Source organism: Catenuloplanes japonicus (assembly GCF_000717135.1).
Lineage (GTDB): Bacteria > Actinomycetota > Actinomycetes > Mycobacteriales > Micromonosporaceae > Catenuloplanes > Catenuloplanes japonicus.
Window position 1 is genome coordinate 202467 of record NZ_JNXY01000004.1, and the last position, 24533, is coordinate 226999.

General features: G+C 74.8%; 4 protein-coding genes (1 of these 4 only partly in view). All 4 read right to left on the reverse strand.

What is annotated here, in order from left to right:
* Tightly spaced (each overlapping or abutting the next), the 4 genes in view from OP04_RS07610 to OP04_RS07630 form a layout consistent with a single transcriptional unit that may run on beyond the window.
* The gene (locus OP04_RS07610) at positions 1-1983 is read right to left on the reverse strand and encodes a multicopper oxidase family protein (RefSeq protein WP_051797250.1); all 1983 of its coding nucleotides are present in this window, start codon (positions 1981-1983) and stop codon (positions 1-3) included.
* Positions 1980-8291 (reverse strand): non-ribosomal peptide synthetase, encoded by a 6312-nt coding sequence (locus OP04_RS48385; RefSeq protein WP_157239437.1) that lies wholly within the window; start codon positions 8289-8291, stop codon positions 1980-1982. Before OP04_RS48385 ends, OP04_RS07610 begins: the two co-directional genes overlap by 4 nt.
* Positions 8288-21865: a non-ribosomal peptide synthetase gene (locus tag OP04_RS07625; protein ID WP_033338807.1), complete on the reverse strand. Its 13578-nt coding sequence runs from the start codon at positions 21863-21865 to the stop codon at positions 8288-8290. Before OP04_RS07625 ends, OP04_RS48385 begins: the two co-directional genes overlap by 4 nt.
* Positions 21862-24533 carry the 3' end of a non-ribosomal peptide synthetase gene (locus tag OP04_RS07630; protein WP_033338808.1) on the reverse strand. The gene runs 9010 nt beyond the window's last position, so 2672 of the gene's 11682 nt are visible here — the last part of the coding sequence; its start codon lies off the right edge, out of view — the gene reads right to left on this strand; its stop codon occupies positions 21862-21864. The genes OP04_RS07625 and OP04_RS07630 overlap by 4 nt, the downstream gene beginning before the upstream one ends.

A 24533-nucleotide genomic window follows, 5' to 3' on the forward strand; every position in this document is an offset into this window, starting at 1 on the left:
TCAGTGGCCGGCGTGGCCGGGGTTCTCCATGGGGTGGCCGGCCTGGTGTTCGATTTTGAGGACCTCGGCGGGCATGACGACGAACGGGCGCATCATGCCCATGTCCTCGTGGTCGCGCATGTGGCAGTGGTGCAGGAAGCGGCCGCTGTGCGCGAAGTGGGCCGTGACCGTGACCGCCTCGCCGTTGTTGACGGAGACGACGTCCTTCCAGCCGGCGTCGGAGTCCTCGGCGGGGAGCACCTCGCGGTACTCGATCGGGGCGATCGTGCCGCCGCCGACCGTGCGATCGGCATCATCCAGGATGAACTCCCACTTCTCCGCCACATCGTAAAAGTGCCGATTCTTCACTTTGAAGTGGGTGGCGTGGACGTGCTGGGGGTGCGGCCAGCCGCCGACGTCCAGGTTGATCCAGGTCCAGTCTTCCCAGTCGCCGGTCCTGACCATGAAGCGTGCGGGGTCGTGGAAGCCGCGCGCCACCCGCTTGTAGGTCTTGATCCCGCCGTCCGGGCCCTTGACCTGCACGATCCCGTCGACCGGGAAGGGGCCGGCCGGCGCGGTGGTCTCCTCCATCTCCCACTGCTCGATCTGCCCGGTGCCGAGCGGCGGGAACATGATCATGCGGCTGGCGGCCGCGGTGCCCGGCTTCGGGAACTGACCGTCGAGGCGGGCCGGCGGCGCGGCGCCACCGCCCCGGCCGGTGCCGACGCGGAACTGCATGACCTGCGGCCACGGCCCCGGGTCGTAGTCCGCGTTCTTCAGGATGAGCTTCTTGCCCTTGAACGCGCCGAAGTCGATCAGGATGTCCGCGCGCTCGGCCGCCAGCACGCTCACCGTGCCCGCGTTGACCGGCGCCGCGAGCAGCCCGCCGTCCGTGCCGATCAGCCTGATCGCCGACTCAGGGACGGCGGAACCGTCCTCAAAGGTCAGTTGCAGGTGGTACGGCCGGACGTTGGACAGGTTCGCCACCCGGAAGCGGTACCAGCGCGGCTCGACGTCCAGGTGCGGCCAGATCACGCCGTTGACCGAGGTGAACGGCCCGGAGAAGCTGGTGGCCAGCAGTTCCGGCTCGGTGGCGTACATGACGGTCTTGTAGAGCTGGAACGGCGTGAGCTTCCCGGCCCCGTCCAGGTCGAAGTTGCGGTCGACCAGCACCAGCGGGATCTCGTACTTCCCGGACGGCAGCCCGAGCTTGTCCTCGGCCGAGTCGCGGATCAGGTAGAGGCCGCTGAGCCCGGCGATGGTGTTCCACCGTGAGATCGGCATGGCGTGGTCGTGGTACCAGAGCGCCGTGGCCCGCTGACCGTTCGCATACTCGGCGACCTGCGCCTGCCCGGACGGGACGCCGGCCTCGGGCCAGCCGTCGTTGTCCATGCCGGTCTCCGCGCCGTGCAGGTGCACCACGGTCCACGGTGGAAGGTTCGACACGTCGGTCAGCAGCGGCGCGCCGTCGGTGCCGGGACGGTCCCAGAGCGGCGGGTCGGCGAAGGCGATCATCGGCGCGCAGGCGCGCAGCGGCATCGTGCCGTTGAGCGTGTTGATCCAGCGGACGATCACCGGCTCGTCCCGGCGGACCTCGATCGTGGGACCCGGCACCGTACCGTCGAATCCCCACACCGTGGACGGTCCCAGCTGCGAATGGAACCTGTGCTTCGCCACGCGCATCGGCACGACCAGCTCGGACGGCCGCCCGCCGCGTCCCTTCTCCGGGCGCAGGACCTTCGGAACGGGCAGCGCGTCACGGTACGGCGTGAGCGGCTCCGGATAGGCCGACACCATCTTCACGGTCCTGTTCCCGGGCACCCGTCCGGGCAGGCGCTGCTGTTCGGCGACGGGGACGGTCCGCGGAAGCACGTCGCCGGAGCCGGTGCTCAGCAGCTCGCGCACCTCGCCGTTGGTGAGCAGCGCCGCGCCCGCGACGCCGGTGGCGACACCGCCCGCGAGCAACCGCCGCCGCGTGACGTGCGGGTCGGGTATCTCGGTCATGCGTTCTCCTTGGGGTGGGGGTTTCCGGCGGCGGCCAGCGCGCCGGGCGTGCGGTGCGTGAACACGTCCCGCGGGCTGAGGTCCGCTGTCTCGCGGATCAGGGCGACGAGCCGGAGCGTGGCGATGCTGTCGCCGCCGCGCGCGAAGAAGTCGTCGTCCGCACCGACCCGCTCCACGCCGAGCGCGGTGGCGAACGCGTCGCAGAGCGCCTTCTCCGTGGCGGTGGCGGGCGCGCGGTAGGACTCCGCGGCCAGGTCGGGTCGTGGCAGGCGCGCGCGGTCGACCTTCCCGTTGCCGGTCAACGGCAGCGCGGGCAACACCACGAACGCCGCGGGTACGAGGAAGTCCGGCACCGTCGCGGCCATGTGCCGTCGCAGGTCCGCCACGTCGACGTCGCGCCCGGAACGCGGCACCACGTAGCCGGCGAGCACGCGACGCCCGTTGTCCAGCGCGGGCGCGGCCGCCTCGGCCTGGGCCACGTCCGGGTGTGCCGCGAGCGCGGCCTGCACCTCGCCCAGCTCGACCCGGTAGCCGCGGATCTTCACCTGGTCGTCGGCCCGCCCGAGGTAGTCGATCGTGCCCTCCGCGGTCCAGCGCACCAGATCGCCGGTGCGGTAGAGCCGCTCCCCCGGTCCGCCGAACGGGTTCGCCACGAACCGGGACGCCGTGACCGCGGGCGCGTGCAGGTAGCCGCGGGCCAGTCCGGCCCCGGCCAGGTACAGCTCACCGGCGACGCCGGGCGGGAGGATGCTCAGGTTCGCGTCCAGCACGTAGGCGCGCGCGTTGTCGACCGGCCGCCCGATCACCGGCCGTTCCGCGTCCGTCGCGAACGCCGCCAGCGAGTCCACTGTGCACTCGGTCGGCCCGTAGAGGTTGACGGCGGCGAGTCCGGGCGTGGCCGCTAGCCGCCGCCATTGCCGCTCTCCCACCGCGTCGCCGCCGAAGCCGATCATCGACAGCGTGCTCCGGTCCGCCGCGAACACGCCGAGGTCGTCCAGCGCGGCCAGCATCGCGGGCGCGACCTCGACGAAGTCGATGCCTGAGCGCTCGATCAGCGTGGCGAGCGCGGCCGGGTCGGTGCGCTCGTCCTCGGTCGCCAGGTGGACCGCGTGGCCGCTGAACAGCCACAGCTGCGGCTGCCACGCGGCGTCGAACGCGAACGGCCAGGCGTGCGCGACCCGCAGGCGTTCCCGGCCGGCGAGCCGTGCCGTTGGCTCGTGCAGGTGGCGGCGGTGGCTGCGGTAGAGGTTCGCGATGGCCGCGTGCGGGATGACCACGCCCTTCGGCGTCCCGGTGGATCCGGAGGTGTAGACGACGTAGGCGGGGTTCTCCCCGTCCAGCAACGGTTGCGTGAACGGGCCTGCTGAGTCCGTGGTCAGGATCGGGCCGGGGAACGGCGGCGGGGTCAGGTCCGGCGTGTGCAGCAGCGCGGCCGGGCGGGCGTCGTCGAGCATCCAGCGGATCCGCTCGGCCGGGTAGGCGGGATCGACCGGCAGGTAGGCGGCGCCGGCCGCGAGCACGGCCAGCATCGCGATCATCGCCTCGGGCGTGCGCGACGCGACCACGGCGACCCGGTCCTCCGGTCCGACGCCGTGCCGTTGCAGCGCGCCGGCGACACGTTCCACCGCGGCACCCGCCTCGGCGAAGCTCCAGCCTGCGAACGCGGGCGCGCCGGGCTGACTGAGCACTCGGTCCCTGAACAAGGCCGGCAGGAGCGGGCCCGTGAGGTCCGCGTCCGCGCCGCTCCACGACCGCAGGACCAGATCCCGCTCCGCGGGCGCGGCGGACGGCAACGCGGCCAGCGGCGCGTCCGGGGTGGTCAGCATGGCCGCGAGCACGGCCAGGAGCCGGTCGCCGATCCGGGCGGCCGCGTCCGGCGTGAACAGGTCCGGGCGGTACTCCAGCACCAGGTCGAGACGGTCGCCGGGCAGCGCGGTCAGCGTCAGCGGATAGTGCGTCACCGACTCGCCGGCCAGCGGCGTCACGTCCAGGCCGCCGGCCCGTTCGGCCGCGCGCAGCGCGTCCTCGTCGATCGGGAAGCTCTCGAAGACGAGCAGCGTGTCGAACAGCTCCCGCTGCCCGGACCAGCGCAGGATGTCCGCCAGCCCGGCGTGCCGGTGCTCCAGCAGCGCGGCCGCCTCCGCCTGCACGGTCTCCAGGGCAGAGCGGATCGAGAGGGTACGCGGCAGGCGTACCCGGACCGGCACCGTGTTGATGAGCAGCCCGAGCGTGGACTCAGCCTCCGGGAATCCGGCATCCCGCCCGGAGACGGTCGCGCCGAACACGACGTCGTCCCGGCCGGTCGTGCGCGCCAGCACGGTGGCCCAGGCCAGCTGCACGATCGTGTTGAGCGTGACGCCGCTGCCGCGGGCCAGCGCCGTCAGCGCCTCGGACTGTCCTGAGGGGAGGGTCAGCGGCAGCAGCTGCGCGCCGCCGCCGTCCCCCGCGGCCGGGCCGGCGACGAGCGTGGGGCCGGGCAGTCCGTCCAGCGCGTCCCGCCAGGCGCGTTCGGCCGCGGCGCTGTCGCGTGCGGCCAGCCAGCGCAGGTGGTCGCGGTGACCGGTGACCGGCGCGCGGCCGTCGTCCAGGCCCGCATAGGTCGCGAAGAGCTCACGGGCCAGCAGGGGTACGGACCAGCCGTCGAGAATCAGGTGATGGTTCGTGATGGTCAGCACGTCGCCGCGCAGCGCGAACCGGATCAGCGGCGGCGCGCCGAGGTCGAAGCGGCGGTCCGGGCCGTTCCACTCCGGGTCCGCGGCCGCGCGCACGATCTGCACCGGCTCGCCGTCGTGGTGGACGAACCCGGCGCGCAGCGCGGGATGACGGGCGACCACACGGCGCGCGGCCTCGCGCAGTCGCGGCGCGTCGACGGTCCCGCGCAGTCGCAGCCGCAGGCGCATCGTGTAGACGTCCGGGGCCTCCCGGTCGTACCCGGAGAGGAAGAACATGCCGGCCTGCAACGGGGTCAGCGGCAGCACGTCCTCGACGCCGGGATCCTCCAGGAGCGCGGCGTGCCGGTCCCGGAACGCGCCCAGCACCGTCTCCCCGTCGCCCGCGTCCTCGGCGCGGTGGTGGCGGGCGACGGCGGCGAGCGCGGCCACGGTCCGGTGCTCGAACACGTCCCGGGGGCGCAGCGGGAGGCCGGCCGCGCGGGCACGGTTGACCAGCCGGATGGAGAGAATGCTGTCGCCGCCCAGCTCGGTGAAGCCGTCGTTGACGCCGACCTCGGGCAGGCCGAGCACGTCCGCGAAGACACGGGCGAGCGTGTGCTCGTCCGGCGTGCGCGGACGGTCGGTGCCGGTGAGCGCGGCCGGGTCGGGCTTCGGCAGCTCCCGGCGCGCGAGCTTCCCGGTCGGCGTCATCGGCAGCCGGTCCAGCGGCACCAGGATCGACGGCATCTGGTGCGCGGCGAGCCGGTCGGCGGCGTGGGCGCGGATCGCGGTGAGGTCGAGCGTCCGCGTCGCAGTCGGGCCGGGCTGGTCCGCCCCGGCCGGGCCGGGCGCATCCGCGCGCGCTGCGGCAAGGTCCGGTGCGGCCACGCGCGCCGCGGCGGCGTCCGGCCGGGCTGCGGGCTGCGCACCGGGATCGGGCACGTCGAGGCGGGTCGTGCCCGGGGCGGCCGTGAGATATCCGACGAGGCGGCCGTCGTGGATCGCGACCGCGGCCGCCGCGACGCCCGGGGCGGTGGCGAGGACGGCCTCGATCTCGGCCGGTTCGATGCGGTGGCCGCGCACCTTGACCTGGTCGTCCGTGCGCCCGAGGTGGTCGAGACCACCGTCCGTGCGGCGCCGGACCAGGTCGCCGGTGCGGTAGAGCCGCCGGCCGTCGGGCGCGGCGACGAACCGCTGCGCGGTGGCGGCCGGCGCGTCCAGGTAGCCGCGGGCCAGGCCGTCGCCGGAAAGGTACAGCTCGCCGGTGCCGCCGGCCGGGACCGGGCGCAGCCACGCGTCGCGCACGTGCGCGACGGTGCCGGCGATCGGTGTGCCCAGGTGCGGGGCGCGTCCGGCGTCGGCCAGGTAGGTGCTGTCGCCGCTGGCCTCGGAGCAGCCGTAGAGGTTGACTGTGCGCGCGGTCAGTCCGGCGGTGTGCGCGGGGGTGAGCGGCTCGCCGCTGGCGATCCAGAGCCGGATCGAGCCGAGCCGGCCGCGGCCGTGCTCCGCGAGCGCGCGCAGCAGCGTGGGCACGGCGGTGAGCCGGGTGATGCGGTGCTTCTCGATCAGGTCGATGAGCGCGAGCGGGTCGCGGCGGTCGTCGCGCCCGGCCAGGACCACGGGCACTCCGGCGGCGAGCGCGCCGAGCAGTTCCGTGGAGCCATCGACGAACGCGATCGAGCTCTTGGCCAGCACCACGTCGCCGGGCTGTGCGGGCTCCGCGTCCAGCATCCAGCGCAGCCGGGTGACCAGGCCGCCCCGCGTGCCCACGACGGCCTTCGGCGTGCCGGTCGACCCGGACGTGAAGAGCACGTAGGCGGGGTGACCGGGTTCGATGTCGGCGCACGGGAGCGCCGTGGCGGCCGGCGGCGCGGCAGGTGGCGCGCCGGGGCCGCCTGAGTCCCGCCGCACGTCAGCGCTGTCCGCATCCCGCAGCGTCCCGGCGCTGCCCGCATCCCGCAGCGGGTCAGCACTGCCCGCGTCTCGCGATGCTCCACCGGTCAGCGGTGCCGCGACATTGAGCTGGGGCACGTCGTAATCGAGCGCTTCCGTGGTCAGCAGCAGCACCGGGCGGGCCGTGCCGATCATGTGCCGGAGGCGGGCCGGCGGGTGGTCCAGGTCGAGCGGGAGATAGGCGGCGCCGGACTTGAGCACGGCGAGCAGCGCGACGACCAGCTCGGGCCGGTAGCCGGTGGCGAGGCCGACCACGGACTCCGGGCCGATCCCGCGCGCGCGGAGCACGGCGGCGAGCCGGTCCGCCCGCGCGTGCAGCTCACCCGCGGTGATGCCGGCGCCGTCGAAGATCAACGCGGTGGCGGCCGGGTCGGCCGGGCTGAGCAGCGCGGAGACGTCGCCGGTCGGTACCGCGCCGAGCCGCGGCCCGGTCAGCGGCGCGGTGTCCGCGATCGTGAGCGCGCGCGTGCGTACCCCCGGATCGTGGGTGATCTGATCGAGGACGCGGAGCAGGTGGTCGAGCGGCGCGGCACCGTGCAGCACGCCCTCGCGGTGCTTGAGTTCGAGGCGGAGGCGGCCGTCGCCGGGTGCGGCCGTGAGCATCACCGGGTAGTGCGAGCCGTCGTGCCCCTCGACCGACTGGACAGTCAGCTCACTGACCGCTCCGTCAGCCTGCGACGGCACACCGGGGAACGTCTGCACGACGAGCAGGCTGTCGAACAGCTCGCCGTGGCCGCCCGCGGTGAGAATCGCGGGCAGGTCCAGCCAGGCGTGCTCGCGCAGCGCGGCCTGGGTGGCCTGGTGACGGCGGAGCAGGTCGCGGAACGGCTCGTCCGGCCGCAGCCGCAGCCGCACCGGGACCGTGTTGAGGAACAGCCCGATCATGTCGTCCGCGCCGGGCAGCTCCGCGGGCCGGCCGGAGACGGCCTGGCCGGTGACCACGTCCGGGCCGCCGGAGAGCGCGGCCAGCACGGTGAGCCAGGCGCACTGCAGGACGGTGTTGAGCGTGACGCCCAGCTCCCGGGTGAGCGCGATGATCCCGGCGCCGTCCACCGTGACCTGCTGCTTGCGGACGAGGGTGGACGGCTTGCCGGGTCCGGTGAACGGCGTGCAGGAGACCGCGCCGTCCAGGTCCGCGCGCCACGCCTCGGTGGCGGCGGCACGGTCGCGGGCGGCGAGCCAGGCCAGGTAGTCGCGGTACCGCGCGGGCGCGGGCAGCGTGCCGGGCGCACGGTAGAGCGTGAGCAGCTCGCGGATCAGCGGCGCCGTGGACCAGCCGTCGAGCAGCAGGTGATGGCTGGTGACGAGCAGCCGGTGCCGGTCCGGGCCGAGGCGCAGCAGGTGGAAGCGGAACAGCGGCGGCGTGGACAGGTCGAGCCGGGTCTCGCGTTCCGTGGCCGCGACGGCGTCCGCGCGTCCTGGTTCGCCGCTCAGGTCCGTGAGAGTCCACGGTGGATCGACGCGGTCCGGGATCAGCGCGACCGGGCGGTCCACGTCCTCGGTCCAGAACGCGGAGCGCAGGTGCGGATGCCGGTCCAGCAGCGCGCCGGCCGCCGCCCGGAGCCGCTGTGCGTCGAGCGGGCCGTGCAGATCAAGAACGAGCTGCACGGTGTACGGATCGGGGCCGTCGTCCGCGTACCCACTGAGAAAGAGCAGCCCCTCCTGGAGCGGGGAGAGCGGCAGGATGTCCGTGATCGCGCTCATCGGGTGGCCCACCGCGCCTGGATCCGGTCCAGCTGCGCCTGATCGAGCCCGGCGAGCGGCACGTCCGCCGGGGTGAGCCGGACGGTGGCGTCCGCGGCCGAGACCGCCCGCAACGCCCGCAGCCACAGCGCGGCCAGTCGGTCCACGGATTCCTCCTCGAGAGCGGTGGAGACGTAGGCGAACACGGCCCGCAGCGTGATCCCGTCCGGACCGGGCACCGCCGTGACGTCGATGCTGAGCACGTGATCAGCGGCGCGGTGCCCGTCGACGGTGCCGCCGAGACCGCCCTCGATCCGCCAGCCGGAGCCGTCCGGCCTGGCCGCGCCGATCCGGCCGAGGTAGTTGAACGCGATCCACGGCGTGGGCGTGCCGGTCAGCGACGGGTGCCGCGCGATCTCGCGCAGCAGGCCGTAGCCGATGCCGTGGTCCGGCACCGCTTCCCGCGACGCCCGCACCTGCGCGACCACGCGGGCGGCCGCGGCCGGATCCGTCTCCGCGGCCGTGAGGACGGCGTCGCCGGTCGGGAGCCGGACCGGGTAGACCGTGGTGAACCAGCCGATCGTGCGCGTGAGGTCGGCGCCGGGCACGATCTCCTGCTGGCGGCCGTGGCCCTCCAGGTCGATGACCGGGTCGCCACCGGTCCACTCGCGCAGCGCCAGGCCGAGCGCGGCCAGCAGCACGTCGTTGACCGTGGCGCGCAGCCGGTCGGGCACGGCGCCGAGCAGCGGCGCGGCGACGTCCACCGGGACCGTGCGGGTCAGCTGCGCGACCGTGTCGAGCGTGCCCGCGCCGGGTGCGGGCGTGACGCCGGTCAGCACGTCGCGCCAGTAGCGGGCCTCCGGCTCGCGGGCCAGCGCCGCCTCGGGCAGCGCCCGCGCCCAGGAGCGCAGCGACGTCGGGACCGGTCGCAGCCGCGGTGTCCGCCCGTGGTGGATCGCGGTGCAGGCGGCCTCCAGGTCGGCCGCGAGGATGCGCCACGAGACGCCGTCGATCACCAGGTGGTGGACGAGCAGCAGCAGTTCCGTGTCGCGCCAGAGCGCGTGCGTCATCGCGCCGCGCCACGGGTCGAGGCCGGCGCGGGCGGTCTCCAGCGGGAGCTCGTCGCCGGGTGCGACCACGGTCAGCGCGGGCTCGGGCACCTCCGCCGGGATGACCAGGCGCCCCGGCTCCAGGCGGGCGCGCAGCGCGTCGTGATGGCCGAGAAGCGCGCGCAACCCGCCCCTGACCGTCTGCGCGGTCAGTCCGGCCGGGAGCCGGAACCGCAGCGCCTGACCGAACGTCTCCACGGCCGGGTCCGCGTTCACGAACGCCCGCATGATCGGTGTGAGCGGCACCTCGCCGCTGCCAGGATCGTGCACGGCCGTGCCGGCCTCGGTGGCCACGGACGCCAGGTCGCGCGGCGCCGGGTTCTCGAAAACGTCGCGCGGTGAGAACAGCAGGCCGCGTTCCCGGGCACGCGCGACGAGCTGGATGGAGAGGATGCTGTCGCCGCCGGCCGCGAAGAAGCCGTCCGTGGCGCCGAGGTCGTCGCGCCCGAGCAGCTCCGCGAAGAGCTCCACGAGCGTCTGCTCCGCGTCCGTGGCCGCGTCCTCGGCCGGGCCGCGCTCCTCGAACGCGGGCGCGGGCAGCCGGTCACGGTCGAGCTTCCCGGCGACGGTGTGCGGCAGCGCGTCGAGGACGACCCACGCGGACGGCACCATGCCGGCGGGCAGCGCGTGCGCGGCCAGGCGCGCGAGATCGGCGGTGACGAGAGCGGGCCCGTCGGCCGCCGGCACCAGGTAGCCGACCAGCCGGTCACGCCCGTCCGGCCCCGGCCGCACCGCCACCGCGGCCGCGCCCGCACCCGGCAGATCCCGCAGCGCCGCCTCGACCTCCGCCGGCTCGATGCGCAGCCCGCGGACCTTCATCTGATCGTCCGCGCGCCCCCGGTACTCCAGCAGCCCGTCCTCGGTCCACCGCGCCAGATCGCCGGTCCGGTAGAGGCGCCCGCCGGTCCCGTGCGGATCCGCCACGAACCGCGACGCGGTCAGCCCCGCCTGCCCGAGATAGCCCCTGGCCAGCCCGGATCCGCCCAGATACAGCTCTCCGACGGTGCCCGGCGGGACCGGCGCGAGGTCCGGCCCGAGCACGTAGGCGCGCCGGTTCACGTCCGGCCGCCCGATCGGCAGGACCGCGCCCGCCCAGTCCGGGTCCGCGGCCCACAGCGTCGCGTTGACCGTCGCCTCAGTCGGTCCGTAGCAGTTGAGGAACAGCCGGTCCCGTGCCCAGTCCCGGATCAGGTCGCGGCGCAGCGCCTCGGTGCCGACCAGCAGCGTCAGCGCCGGGTCGAGCGCGGCCGGGCCGGGCAGCGAGGACAGCACGGACGGCGGGATCGCCAGGTGCGTCAGGTGCTGCGCGGTCGCGAACCTGGCGAGTTCCGCACCGGCCCGCGCGTGCTCCGGCAGCAGGACCAGCGTCCCTCCACTGAGGATCGAGATGGCCATCTCGGCCACGCTCACGTCGAACGAGAACGACGCGAACTCGCCGACGCGGGCACCCGGCCCGCTGCGCGACCCACCGGCCATGGTCGCGACCAGGTCCGCGAGCCCGGCGTGCGACACCGCCACGCCCTTCGGCCGCCCGGTCGACCCGGACGTGTAGATGACGTAGGCCAGCCGTGCCGGATCAGGCGCGGGCCGCGCCGGACGCCCGGCCGGGCCGTCGCCCCACGCCTGAGAAACATCGACGACCTCAAGCCCATCCGTGGGTACGTCGTCCGCGCGCGCCGCCACCGCCAGCACCGGACGGGCGTCGTCGAGCACGTGCCGCACCCGCGAGGCCGGGTGGTCCGGGTCGATCGGCAGGTACGCCGCGCCGGTCTTCGCCACCGCCAGGATCGCGACCACGGCCTCGGCCGACCGCTTCACGGCCACGGCCACGATCCGCTCCGGCCCCGCGCCACGGCCGCACAGCACGTGGGCGAGCCGGTTCGCGGCCGCGTCCACCTGCCGGTAGCTCAGCTCGCGCTCGCCGTCGACCAGCGCGATCGCGTCCGGCCGGGCGTCGGCCTGCGTCTCGAACAGGCCGGCCAGGTCCGCGAACGGCACGTCGCGCGCGGTCCGGTTCCACCCGTGCAGGAGCAGCTCGCGTTCGTCGTCGGCCAGCACCCGTACCGTGCTGATCCGCTGCTCAGGCTCGGCGAGCACGGCGGTGAGGACGCGGGCGAGGCGGCCGAGCAGCCGGTCGCCGTCACCGGTGCCGAACAGGTCGAGCGCGGTGGTCAGCTCCAGCGTGACGTCGTTCGTGGCCGCGTCCTCCTCGATGACGAACGTGAGGTCGAACTTCGCGATCGTGAACTCGGCCGGCTCGGGCGCCACCGTGACGCCGTCGAGCCCGAATCCGTCCTGGTCCGCGTAGCGGTGCGTGGTGACGACCTGGAACAGCGGGTGCCGGGACAGCGAGCGGGCCGGGGCCAGGTGCTCGACGAGGCGTTCGAACGGCAGGTCGGAGTGGGCGAACGCGGCCAGGTCGGTGCGGCGCACCCGGTCCAGCAGCGCCGCGAACGTGGGATCGCCGGACACGTCCGTACGCAGCACCAGCGTGTTGAGGAAGCAGCCGACCAGGTCGTCGAGCGCGGCGTCCGCACGTCCGGCGATCGGGGTACCCAGGGGCAGGTCGGTGCCGGCGCCGAGCTTGTGCAGCAGCACCGCGACCGCGGACTGGAGCAGCATGAACACGGTGACGCCGTGCGTGGCCGCGACCGCGCGGAGCCGGGCCGCGGTCTCCGGTGCGAGCGGGTGGCGGGCCGTCTCACCGCGGTAGCTCGCGACCGCCGGGCGCGGGCGGGCCGTGGGCAGTGACAGCTCCTCGGGCAGGCCGGCGAGCGCGGCGCTCCAGAACGCGAGCTGTTCCGTGGCCAGCGGCGTCTTGTCGTCGCCGGCGCCGAGCAGGTCGTGCTGCCAGAGCGCGTAGTCGGCGTACTGGACCGGCAGCGGCGTGTCCCAGACCGGCGCGGTTCCGGACCGGCGGGCCGCGTACGCGGTGGCGAGGTCCGTGAAGAGCGGCCGGGCGGACCACTCGTCGGCCGCGATGTGGTGCACGACGACCGCGACGACGTGCGTGTCCGCGCTCTCGGTGAACACGTGGAACCGGATCGGGATCTCGTCGTCGAGCCGGAACGGGCGGTGGACCGCCTCCTCGGCCGTGCCCTCGGAGAAGATCGTGATCTCGGTCGCTGGTCTGACCGACTGCTCGGCCAGCCCGGCCGGCGCGGGGTAGACCGTGCGCAGGATCTCGTGCCGGGCGACCAGATCCGAGGCGGCCTGCCGGAACGCGTCCAGGTCGAGCGGGCCGCTGATCCGTGCCGTGAACGGGATGTTGTAGGTGCCGGACGGCCCGTCCATCCGGTCGATGAACCACAGCCGTTGCTGCGCCGGGGAGAGCGGGAGCCTCGCGGGCCGGTCGTGGGACCGCAGGACCGGTCGGTCGCCGCCGCGTCTCAGCCGTTCCGCGAGCGCGCGCACGGTCGGCGCGTCGAACACGTCGTGCAGCGCGAGCTGCGTGCCGAAGACGGTCCGCAGCCGGGAGACCAGCCGGACCGCGAGCAGCGAGTGGCCGCCGAGCGTGAAGAAATCGTCCTCCGCGCCGACCCGGTCCAGGCCGAGCAGGTCCGCGAAGACGCCGGACAGCACCTCCTCGCCGAGCCCGCGCGGCGCCGCGCCGCCGGTCTGCGCGGGAACCGGGTCCGGCAGTGCCTTCCGGTCGACCTTGCCGCTGGTGGTGAGCGGGAACGCGTCCAGCACCACGAACACGGACGGGATCAGGTGTGCGGGCAGCGTGCCGGCGAGCGCGGCGCGCAGCCCGGCCGGGTCGGGGCGGCGACCGGGCGCGGGCGTGACGTAGCCGGCCAGCCGGTCGCCGTGCGCCACCACCACCGCGGCCATGATCCCGGGCAGCGCGGTGAGCGCGGCCTCGACCTCGCCCGGTTCGATGCGCAGGCCGCGCACCTTGACCTGGAGGTCGGTGCGGCCGAGGTAGTCCAGCGCGCCGTCCGGCCGCCACCGGGCCAGGTCACCGGTCCGGTAGAGGCGTTTCCCCCGGTCATGCGGGTCGGCCACGAAGCGTTCCGCGGTGAGCGCGGGGCGGCCGAGGTAGCCGTCCGCGAGCTGGACGCCGGCCAGGTACAGCTCACCGGCGACGCCGTCCGGGACCGGGCGCAGCCACCGGTCGAGCACGTGGGCGCGCGTGTTCCAGATCGGGCGCCCGATGCTCACCTCGTCCGTCACGTGCCAGGCGGTGACGTCCACCGTGGCCTCGGTGGGGCCGTAGAGGTTGTGCAGCGCGGCGCGCGGCAGCAGCCCGCGGGTGGCGGCGGCCAGGTCGTCCGGCAGCGCCTCGCCGCTGGTGACCAGCAGGCGCAGGCTCGTGCAGGCGCCCGCGCGGGCGGCGGCGACGAACTCCCGCAGCATCGACGGCACGAAGTGCGCGACCGTCACGCGTGAGCGGCGGATCAGCGCGGCCAGGTAGTCCGGGTCGCGGTGCCCGCCGGGCTTCGCGATGACCAGCGGCGCGGCCGCGAGCGCGGGCCAGAAGAACTCCCACACGGACACGTCGAACGTGGCCGGCGTCTTCTGCAGCACCGCGTCGCCGTCCCGGAGACGGAACGTGTCCTGCATCCACTCCAGACGGTTGGTCAGCGCGCGATGGGACACCCGCACGCCCTTGGGACGGCCGGTGGAGCCGGAGGTGTAGATGACGTAGGCGGCCGATCCGGCGGCGGGCGGTGGCAGCTGGGCGGCCGGGCCGGCGGACCAGTGGCGCACGTCGTCCGCGCCGAGCACCAGGCGGGCGCCGGCGTCCGCGCGCAGCAGCTCCGCGCGCTCGTCCGGGTACTCGGGGTCGATCGGCAGGTAGGCGGCGCCGGCGCGCAGCACGCCCCAGAGCGCGGTGACCAGTTCCGGGCCGCGCGGGATGCGCACGCCTACCACGTCTCCGGGTGCGACACCGCGGGTGCGCAGCGCGCGGGCGAGCGCGGACGCGGACCTGTTCAGCTCCGCGTAGGTGACCGGTTCGCCGCCGTCCGGGAGCAGCGCGATCGCGTACGGATGGGTGCGCGCGGCCTCGATCAGGCGGTCGACGACCGTACCGCCGGGAAGCTCGTGGTTCGTGTCGTTGCGGTCGATCAGCGCCGCATGTTCCTCCGGCAGCAGCACGTCCAGTTCGGACACCCGCGTCCCGGGGCGCAGCCGTTCCAGGATCGCGCTCAGCCGGCGCAGCAGCGTCGACGCGGTGCCGTGGTCGAAGAGGTCGGCGGCGTAGTTGAGCGAGACCGCGTCGTCCTCCAGCAGGAAGCTCAGGTCGAACTTCGCGGTGTCCGGCGCCTGCGCGACGGATTCACTGTGGACACCGTCCAGCCGCACGCCGGTCCGGCCCGCGCGATGCTGGTTGACCATGATCTGGAAGAGCGGGTGGCGTGCGCGGGAGCGTTCCGGCTTCAGCGCCTCGACCAGGCGCTCGAACGGCACGTCCGCGTGGGCGAGGTCGGCCAGGTCCGCGTCCCGGACGCGCGCGGCCAGCTCGGCCAGGGCCGGGTCGCCGGAGACGTCCGTGCGCAGCACCACGGTGTCGGCCAGGAAGCCGACCATGCGCTCCAGCGCGGGATCCGTGCGGCCGCCGACCGGCGCGCCGAGCGGGATGTCGTCGCCCGCGCCGAGCCGGGACAGCAGCGCCGCGACCGCGGCCTGGAACAGCATGAACGGCGTGACGCCGAGCGTGCGGGCCAGCGTGTCCAGCCCGTCCGGGCGCGCGGTGCTGACCGTGCCGCCCGCGTAGCTGGGCAGCGCGGGCCGGGGGCGGTCCGTGGGCAGCGTCAGCTCCGCGGGCGCGCCGGCCAGCCGGTCCCGCCAGTAGGCGAGGTCGCCCTCCTGGTCGCGCTGCCGGAGCGCGACGTCCGCGTACTGCACCGGGAGCGGCTGCCAGGCGGGCGCGTGCCCGGCCCGGCGCGCGGTGTAGGCGGTGGCGAGGTCGTCGACGAGCGGCCCGGTGGAGAGCGCGTCCGCGGCCGTGTGGTGCAGCACGATGTGCAGCAGCCATTCCCCGGGGCCGGTCCCGACGAGCCCGACCCTGATCGGTGGCTCAGCGTCGAGCGCGAAGCGTTGCGGGACAGCGTCGCCCGGCCCGTGCACGGTGAACCGGTCCGGCGCGGTGCCGAGGATCTGCTGCCAGGGCTCGCCGTCGTGTTCCACGAGCAGCGTGCGGAGCGGTTCGTGGCGGGCGATCACGTCCGCCACGGCGGCGCGCAGCGCGTCCACGTCCAGGTCGCCGCGCAGCCGGGACAGCAGCGGGATCGTGTAGACCGTGCCGGGGCCCTCAAGGCGGTCGAGGAACCAGAGGCGGCGCTGTGCGAACGTCAGCGGGATGCGGTCCGGCCGCTGCAGCGCGACTATCGGTGTGCGTGCGGGCGTGTTCCCCAGGCGGGAGACCAGATCCCGCACGGTCGGGGACTCGAAGACCGCGCGCAGCGGCACCTCCGCGCCGAAGACGGTGCGGATCCGGGACACCAGGCGGGTCGCGGCCAGCGAGTGCCCGCCGAGGTCGAAGAAGTCCTGGTCCAGCCCGACCGCGGGCAGGCCGAGCACCTCGGCGAACGTCTGCGCCAGCAGGCGTTCGCGCTCGCTGCCGTCCGAGTCCGCCGCGGGCTGACTGATCGGTGAGTCGAGGCGGGCGAGCGCGCGGCGGTCGGTCTTGCCGCCGGGCAGGCGCGGCATCCGTGCGATCGGGACGAGCGCGGCGGGCACGAGCTGCGCCGGGAGCGTGCGACGCAGCGCCTGACGCACGGTCACCGGATCGAAGTCCTCCGCGGGTACGGCGTACGCGACCAGCTCCGTGTCACCGCTCGCGGCGGTGCGGGCCAGCACGGCCGCTTCCGCGACGCCGTCGAGCGCGGCGAGCGCGGCCTCGACCTCGCGCGGCTCCACCCGCACGCCGCGGATCTTGACCTGGGAGTCGGCGCGGCCACGGAGCGCGAGGCCACCGCTCGGCGTGCGCCGGGCCAGGTCGCCGGTGCGGTAGAGGCGCTCGCCGGCCGCGAACGGGGAGGCGACGAAGCGGGTGGCGGTCAGGCCGGGCGCGTCCCGGTAGCCGCGGGCCAGGCCGGCGCCGGCCAGGTACAGTTCGCCGGTCGCGCCCGGCGGGACCGGCCGGAGGTGACGGTCCAGCACATAGGCGGCGGTGCCGGTGACCACGCCGGTGAACGCCGCGTCCGCCGTTGACTGACGGATCAGACTGTCGCCGCTGGCCTCGGAGCAGCCGTAGAGGTCGGTGATGCCGGGGATCGCGGCGGCCAGGTCCGGGGTGAGCGGCTCGCCGCTGGTGATCCACCGTGTGACGGAGCCGAGGCTGTCCTCGGCCAGCAGCGCACGGAGCTGGCTGGGAACCATGGTCATCCGGGTGGCGCGGTGGGTGGCGATGAGCGTGGCGAGCGCGTGTGTGTCGCGGCGGGTGTCCGCGTCCGCGACGACCACGGTGGCGCCGGCGACGAGCGCGCCCAGCAGCTCGGTCGTGCCGTCGATGAAGCTGGGCGAGCTCTTCGCCACGACGGTGTCCCCGGGGCCGAGCGGCAGCGCGGTCTGCCCCCACGCGAGGCGCGCGGCGAGGCCACCGTGCGTGCCGACGACGGCCTTGGGCCGGCCGGTGGATCCGGAGGTGAAGATGAGGTACGCGGGGTGGGCAGGGCTGACGCGGCCTGGCTCGACCGGCTCGCCCGGCACGCCCTCGTCGTCCGTCAGCAGCAGCGGGCCGCTCCAGTCCCGTACCCACGCGTGGTCTTCAAGGGTTTTCCGCGTCGTCACCAGGAGCGCGGGGCGGGCGTCGGCGAGCATCAGCGCGAGGCGGTCGGCCGGGTAGCCGGTGTCGAGCGGCAGGTAGGCCGCGCCCGCGTGCAGCACGGCGAGCTGGGCCGTGACCAGGGCGGCCGACGGCGGCACCGCGAGCGCGACCACGTCCTCCGGCCCGGCCCCCAGCCGCGCGGCCAGCTCCGTCACGCGCGCGGCCAGCTCCCGGTAACTGACCTCGACTGACCCGTCGATCAGCGCCACCTGATCGGGATGTGCGGCGGCCGTGCGGGCGAACATCTCCGGCACCGGCGGCACGCCGCTCACCGGCTCAGGCGCGGCGGTCAGCAGCGCACGCTCGCCGGGCGCCAGCAGCTCCGCCGCCCCGATCGGCGCGTCCGGCGCCGCGACCACGGCCGTGAGCAGCCGGGTCAGCCGGTCCGCGAGCCCGGCGACCGTGGCCCGGTCGAACAGCTCCGTGGCGAACTCGATGCCGGCGCCGAGCGGCCCGTCCGCATCGTCGCCGAAGAAACTGAACGTCAGGTCGAACTTCGCCGTGTCCAGGCCGAACGGGATCGCGGTCGTCTGCAGCCCGGCCACGCCCAGGTCCATGTCGAGCCGGTGCTGGTGGGTCACCATGACCTGGAACAGCGGGTTCCGGGACAGCGAGCGGGCCGGGCGCAGCACCTCGACCAGCCGCTCGAACGGCACGTCCGCGTGGTCGAACGCGGCGAGGTCCGTGCGGCGGACGCGTCCCAGCAGGTCCGCGAAGCTGGGGTCGCCGGACGTGTCGACGCGCAGCACCAGCGTGTTCGCGAAGAAACCCACCAGATCCTCGAGCTCCGGCTGGGTACGCCCCGCGATCGGCGACCCGAGCGGCAGATCCTCGCCCGCACCGAGCCGGGTGAGCAGCGCCGCGACCGCGGCCTGCACGGCCATGAACGGCGTCACGTCGTGCGTGCGCGCCAGCGCCAGCAGTCCACGGTGGACGTTCGCGGGCACCTCGTACATCAGGTAGTCACCGGCGTACCCGGCCACCGCGGGGCGCGGGCGGTCGAACGGCAGCGCCAGCTCCTCCGGCGCGCCGTCCAGCGCGGTCCGCCAGAACGCGACCTGCCCGGCCGCGACGCTGTCCGGGTCGTCCTCCGCGCCGAGCAGATCGCGCTGCCAGCCGGCGAAGTCCGCGTACTGCACGGGCAGCGGTGTGAACGCGGGCGGGCGGCCGAGGCGACGGGCCTCGTAGGCGCGCCGGAGGTCCGCGAACAGCGGCCCGACCGACCACTCGTCGCCCGCGATGTGGTGCTGCAGCACGAGCAGCACGTGGTCCTGCGGCGCGAGCGTGAACAGGTGCGCGCGCACCGGGATCTCGCGGTCCAGCGCGAACCGGTGCTCCGCCGCCTCGGTCAGCAGTGCGTCCAGCGTCTCCTCGGTCGCGTCCCGCACGGTGAACGTGAGCGCGAACGAGTCCAGCACCTCCTGCAGATCGTCCCGGAAGACCGTGCGCAGGCTCTCGTGCCGGTCCACGACGTCGACGAGCGCGGCCTCGATCGCGGCCACGTCGAGGTCGCCGCGCACGCGCAGCACCGCCGGGATGTTGTAGGTGGCGCTGGGGCCCTCGAGCCGGTGCAGGAACCACAGGCGGCGCTGCGCGAACGACAGCGGCTGCGGCCCGGGGCGCTCGCGCGCGGTGAGCGGCGGCCGGCGGCTGCCCTCGGTGTCCAGCAGCCGGGCGAGGTCGCGCGGCGTGGGCGCCTCGAACACGTCGCTCATCGACAGCGTGGCGCCGAAAACGGCCTCGACGCGCGCGACCAGGCGGGCGAAGAGCAGCGAGTGGCCGCCGAGGTCGAAGAAGCTGTCGTCCGGCGCGACCGCGGGCACGCCGAGCACGGACGCGAAGACGCCGCACATCAGCTCCTCGCGCGGGCGCGCGCCGCTTCCTGACTGAGTGGTCAGTGCGGCGGGCGCGACGCCGGGCAGCGCGGCCCGGTCGATCTTGCCGTTCGGCGTGAGCGGGAACGCGTCCAGGACCACGACCGCGGACGGCACCATGTGGTCCGGGAGGCTCTGCCCGGCGTACGCGCGCAGGATCGTCTGGTCCGGGTCCGTACCGGTGACGTAGGCGATCAGGCGGCGGCCGACCACGTCGTCGTCCACGGCCAGGACCAGCGCGGACGTGACGATCGGGTGCGCGGTGAGCGTGGCCTCGACCTCGCCGGGCTCGACCCGGAACCCCCGGATCTTGATCTGGTGGTCGGCGCGGCCGAGGAACTCCAGCTCACCGTCCGGGCGCCAGCGGACCAGGTCGCCGGTGCGGTAGAGGCGCTCACCGGGCACGAACGGCGACGCGACGAACCGGGTGGCGGTCAGGCCGGGCGCGCCACGGTAGCCGCGGGCCAGGCCGGTGCCGCCGACGTACAGCTCGCCGGGGATGCCGGCCGGGACCGGGCGCAGCAACGCGTCCAGCACGTAGACGCCGGTGGCCGCGACCGGGCGGCCGATCGGCAGCGCGGTCCCGGACGGAACGCCCGCCTTCCACAGCGTGGCGTCCACCGTGGTCTCGGTCGGGCCGTAGGAGTTGAAGAAGACGTGCCCGGCGTCGATCCAGCGGCGGGCCAGCTCCGGCGCGCACGCCTCACCCGCGACGATGACCACGGTGCCGGGCGCGACCGCGTCCGTGGGCAGCTCCGCGAGCGCGGACGGCGGCAGCGTCAGGTGCGTGATCCGCTCCTCCGCCAGCAACCGCGCCAGCTCCGGCCCGAGTCGCCGCTCAGGAGGCGCGACGACCACGGCCGCGCCGGTGCCGAGCGCCATGCACAGCTCCCAGACGGACGTGTCGAAGCTCTGCGACGCGAACTGCAGCACCCGGTCGCCGGGGCCGGGGCGGAACGCGTCCGCGACCGTGCGGACCAGCGCGGGAAGACCGGCGTGCGTGACCACGACGGCCTTGGGGCGGCCGGTCGAGCCGGACGTGTAGATGGTGTAGGCCGCGTTGTCCGGGCGCGCCGGCACCGGCTCGGCCGTGGGGCCGTCGCTCTCCAGCTCGCTGAGCAGCGCGACAGGCGCGTTCCGGGGTAACAGGCCGAGATGCGCGGGCGCGGTGACGACCAGCGTGGGCGCGGCGTCCTCCAGCAGGTAGGCGACGCGCTCGGCCGGGTAGTCGGTGTCGACCGGGACGTACACGCCGCCGGCCTTGAGCACGGCCAGCATCGCGACCACCTGGTCCGCGGAGCGCGGCAGCGCCACGACCACGGCCTTCTCCGGCGCGATGCCGCGCGCGGCGAGGCGACCGGCGATCAGCGTGGCGCGCGCGTCCAGCTCGCGATAGCTCAGCGTGGTGCCCTCGTGGATCACGGCGTCGTCGTCGCCGGTCGCGGCCAGCAGCTCGGGGAACGTGGCGGCCGGCGGCGCCGGCTCGGTGCGGTTGCGGGCCTCCAGCAGGTCGGCGCGCTCGGCCGGGTCCAGGAGCGGGAGCCGGGCGTACCGCTGCGACGGGTTCTCGATCATCGTCCGCAGCGTGTCGCCGAGCCTGCGCGCGGCCCGCTCGGCCGTCTCCCGCGGGATCGCGTCCGCGCGGAAACGGATGTCCAGGCGCAGCCGCTCGCCGGGCGTGGCGATGACGCCGAGCGGATAGTGGCTGCCCTCCACGGATTCGACGCCATGCACGCGCAGCCCGGCGCGGCGGCCGAGCGCGTCCAGCACGCCGCGGTCGAGCGGGTAGTTCTCGAAGACCGCGTAGGTGTCGAACAGCTCGCCGCCGCCGGTGTGCAGCTCCGCGAGGCGCACGTGCTGGTGCGACAGCAGGCCCGCCTGCCCGGCCTGCACGCGGGACAGCAGCTCCGCGAGCGTCTCGCCGGGGCGCGGTGCGACGCGGGCCGGGATCGTGTTGATGAGCAAGCCGATGATCTCGTCCGCGCGCGGCAGGTCCGGTGAGCGCCCGGATCCGCTGAGCCCGAACACCACGTCCGCGCGGCCGGTCAGTTCACCGAGCACCAGCGCCCACGCGGTCTGCAGCACGGTGTTCGCGGTGACCTCCGCGCGCCGGGTCAGCGCGCGCAGCGCCTCCGTCTCGTCCTCGGTCAGGAACGCGGTGATCTCGGCCGGGGTGCTGTGACCGTGCAGGTCCGCGCCGGGCGCGACCAGTGTCGGGCCCTCGACGCCGTCGAGATAGTCGCGCCACGCCGCGACCGACCTCTTCGGGTCCTGAGTGGACAACCAGGACAGATATCGGCGGTACGGGACGGGAGCGCCGAGCCCGGCGTCGTCGCCGCGCGTGCCGTAGAGCGTGAACAGCTCCGTGACCACGCGCGGGACGGACCAGCCGTCCAGCAGGATGTGGTGGAACGTGAGCAGCAGCGTCCAGCGCTCGTCCCGCAGGCGGACCAGCGTGAGACGCAGCAGCGGCGGGCGGCCCAGGTCGAACGGGCGGGCGCGCTCGTCCGCGGCGATGCGGTCCAGCGCGGCCGCACGCGTACCCTCGGCAAGGTTTGTCAGGTCTTCGACGCGCCACGGCAGCGCGGCCGCGCGCGGCACCAGCGCCACCGGATCGCCGCTGCGCCGGAAGCGGAACGCGGCCCGCAGGTTGGGGTGCCGCTGCAACACCTTCTCGGCCGCGGCCCTGAGCAGGTCCGGATCGACCGGGCCCTCCACGTCGAACGCGCGCTGCACGGCGTAGACGTCCGCGGCAGCGTCCCCGTAGGACGCCCAGACCAGCAGGCCGTGCTGCAGCGGGGAGAGCGGCAGAATGTCCTCGAGGCCGGCGGTCATTGGTTCCTCCACAGGTCGTCGAGCTCGTCCGCGTCGATGTCGACGAGGATCGCGTCGTCCGGATCGGGCGCGCGCAGACCGGAGAGGTCCCGCAGCGCGCGCAGGTAGTCGTCGGCGAGCCGCCGCATCCGTGGCTCGTCCAGGTGCCGGGCCGGCCAGGCCAGGCGGAGGTGCAGCGCGGCGTCAACGGCCGACACCGTCACATCCAGGGGGTACGGGATGGGGAGCGCCGGATCGACGTGCCCGCCGATCGGCTCGGTCCGGTCCGCGGGCGCGAAATCGCGTCGCCCGCCGGCCGTGAACCGGCCCAGGTAGTTGAAGCGGATCTGCGGCTCCGGCGCGGTGATCTCGCGGCGCAGGTACCGCAGCTGGCCGTAGCCGAGCCCGTGCGCCGGGACGCCCTTGAGCGTGGCCGCGATCCTGGCCGGGTCGCCGCCGTCCAGGCGTACCGGGTACATACTGGTGAACCAGCCGACCGTGCGACTCACGTCCGCGTCGATCACGTCGTCGTTGCGGCCGTGCCCCTCCAGCAGGATCGACACCGGCGCGTCGCCCAGCGCGCGCACCAGGCCGGCCAGCAGCATCTCCTCCGCACCGTAACTGAGCAGCGACTCGGTCTCCGCTGAGCCGAGGCTCACGGTGAGCTCGTGGCGGGTGGCCGCGGTGTCCTTCTCCGGGTCGAGCCGCAGGCCGGGGAACGGCTCCGGCGCGTCCAGTGCGCGCCGCCAGTGCGGCAGCTCGGCCCCGCGCGTGGCCGCGTCCGCGGTCAGCAGCGAGGTCCAGTCGTCGAAGCCGGCGCCCGGCGCGGGCAGCGGGGTGCCCTGCCAGGCGGTGGCGAGGTCGGCCATCAGCACACGCCAGGAGACGCCGTCGACGACCAGGTGGTGCGCGACGACCAGCAGCGTGTTGTCCGGCCGGAGCACCCAGCGCGTGCAGTCCCCGCGGTGCGGGTCGAGGTCGAAGGCTCCGTCCGTGGTCAGGACGTCCTCGGCGCGCACCGCGCCCGGCGGCCGCGCTTCGAGCCGCCAGTCAGGAGTGAGACGGGCGCGGAGCATGGGGTGACGGTCGAGCACGCGCTGGATCACCGGGCGGAGGCGGGCCTCGGTGGCGTCCGGCGGCAGCGTCAGCAGCATGTGCTGGCTGTAGGTGGTGACCGCCGGACTGCCGAGGTCACGCAACCAGTACATGATCGGGGTCAGTGCGGCGCCGGTGAAGGCGTCGCGGGCCGGTCGGGCGGACGGGCCCCGCTGCATGGTGGCGACCCGGGCCAGCGCGGACGCGGTGCGGTGCGCGAAGACGTCGGCGGCCGTGAGGTGAAGGCCGGCGGCGCGGGCGCGGGCGACGAGCTGGATGGCGAGGATGCTGTCGCCACCGAGCGCGAGGAAGCTGTCGTCGGCACCGGCGTGCGGGATCTCCAGGATGTCCGCGAAGATCTCGGCCAGCAGCGCGGCGGCGTGGTCCGGCTGACTGTCCGAGCGGTCAGCGGGGTCACGTGCTTCGCTCACCGGATGTGGCGCGGCGGGTCGCCCGCGATCGGTGACTGCATCGGGCTCGGCAACGGCCTGGGAACGGCCGCCGTCGAGGCCGGGCGGCCGGTGTCCGGCGGCGGTGCCTGACTGGTCAGACAGCCGAGCGGTGCCGGCGGGCTCTCGGCGCGGGACCGAGGACGAATGCGTCGGCCCTGCCAGGACTCCCGGCCAGGTAGGAACGTGGGCATACGGCTCCGGCAGCACCTCGGTGCCATCTGCCGCTGCGTTCTCCGGCTCCCGCTGCCGTTCCGTGGCGTGCGTGTCCGGGAGCGCGGCGTCCGTCACCGGGGCCGACAGCCCGGCCGCGAACAGCTCCAGCAGCGCGCGCAGCTCAGCCAGCAGCCCTCCGGCGGCGTCCGCGCCGAGCAGGCCGGGACGGTAGCCGAGCGAGAGGCCGATCTCGTCGCCCGGGAAGACCGTCAGCGTCACCGGGTAGTGGGTGGCGTCGTCGGCCTCGATCGCGATCAGGCCGGCCTCGCCGCCACCGGCCGGGCCCAGCAGTGCGGACTCGTCCAGCGGGTAGTTCTCGAACACCAGCAGCGTGTCGAAGAGCGTGCCGAGACCGGCGGCCCGCTGAACGGCCGCCAGACCGGTCCCGTGGTGCGCCGCGGTCGCGGCCTGCCGGTCCTGGAGCCGCGCGAGCAGGTCACCGAGCGTGTCCCCGGGCCTGATCTCGCACCGCGCCGGGACCGTGTTGACGAACAGGCCGATCGCCCGGTCCAGACCGTCGATCTCCGGCGGCCGCCCGGACACGGTGATGCCGAACGTGGTGTCCGGGCGCCCGGTGCGCCGCGCCAGCAGCAGGCCCCAGGCGCCCTGCAGCATCGTGTTCAGCGTGAGGCCGCGCGCGCCGGCCCGGCGGCGCAACGCATCGCCGAGCGATTCCGGCAACGTCGCGCGGAGCTCGGACGGCAACACCTCCTCCGCGCTCGCGGCCTCCGGCGGCAGCACGCCCGCGGCGTCGGGCAGCAGCAGCGTGGGGCCGTCGAGACCGTTCAGCAGCGTGCGCCAGGCGGACAGGTCGGCTCGCGGGTCACGGGCGGCCAGTTCCCGCAGATAGGCGAGATGCGCGCGGGAGCCGTCCGGCTCCGGCGTCCGTCCGATGTAGAGGTCGAGCAGATCGCGGACCAGGATCGGTG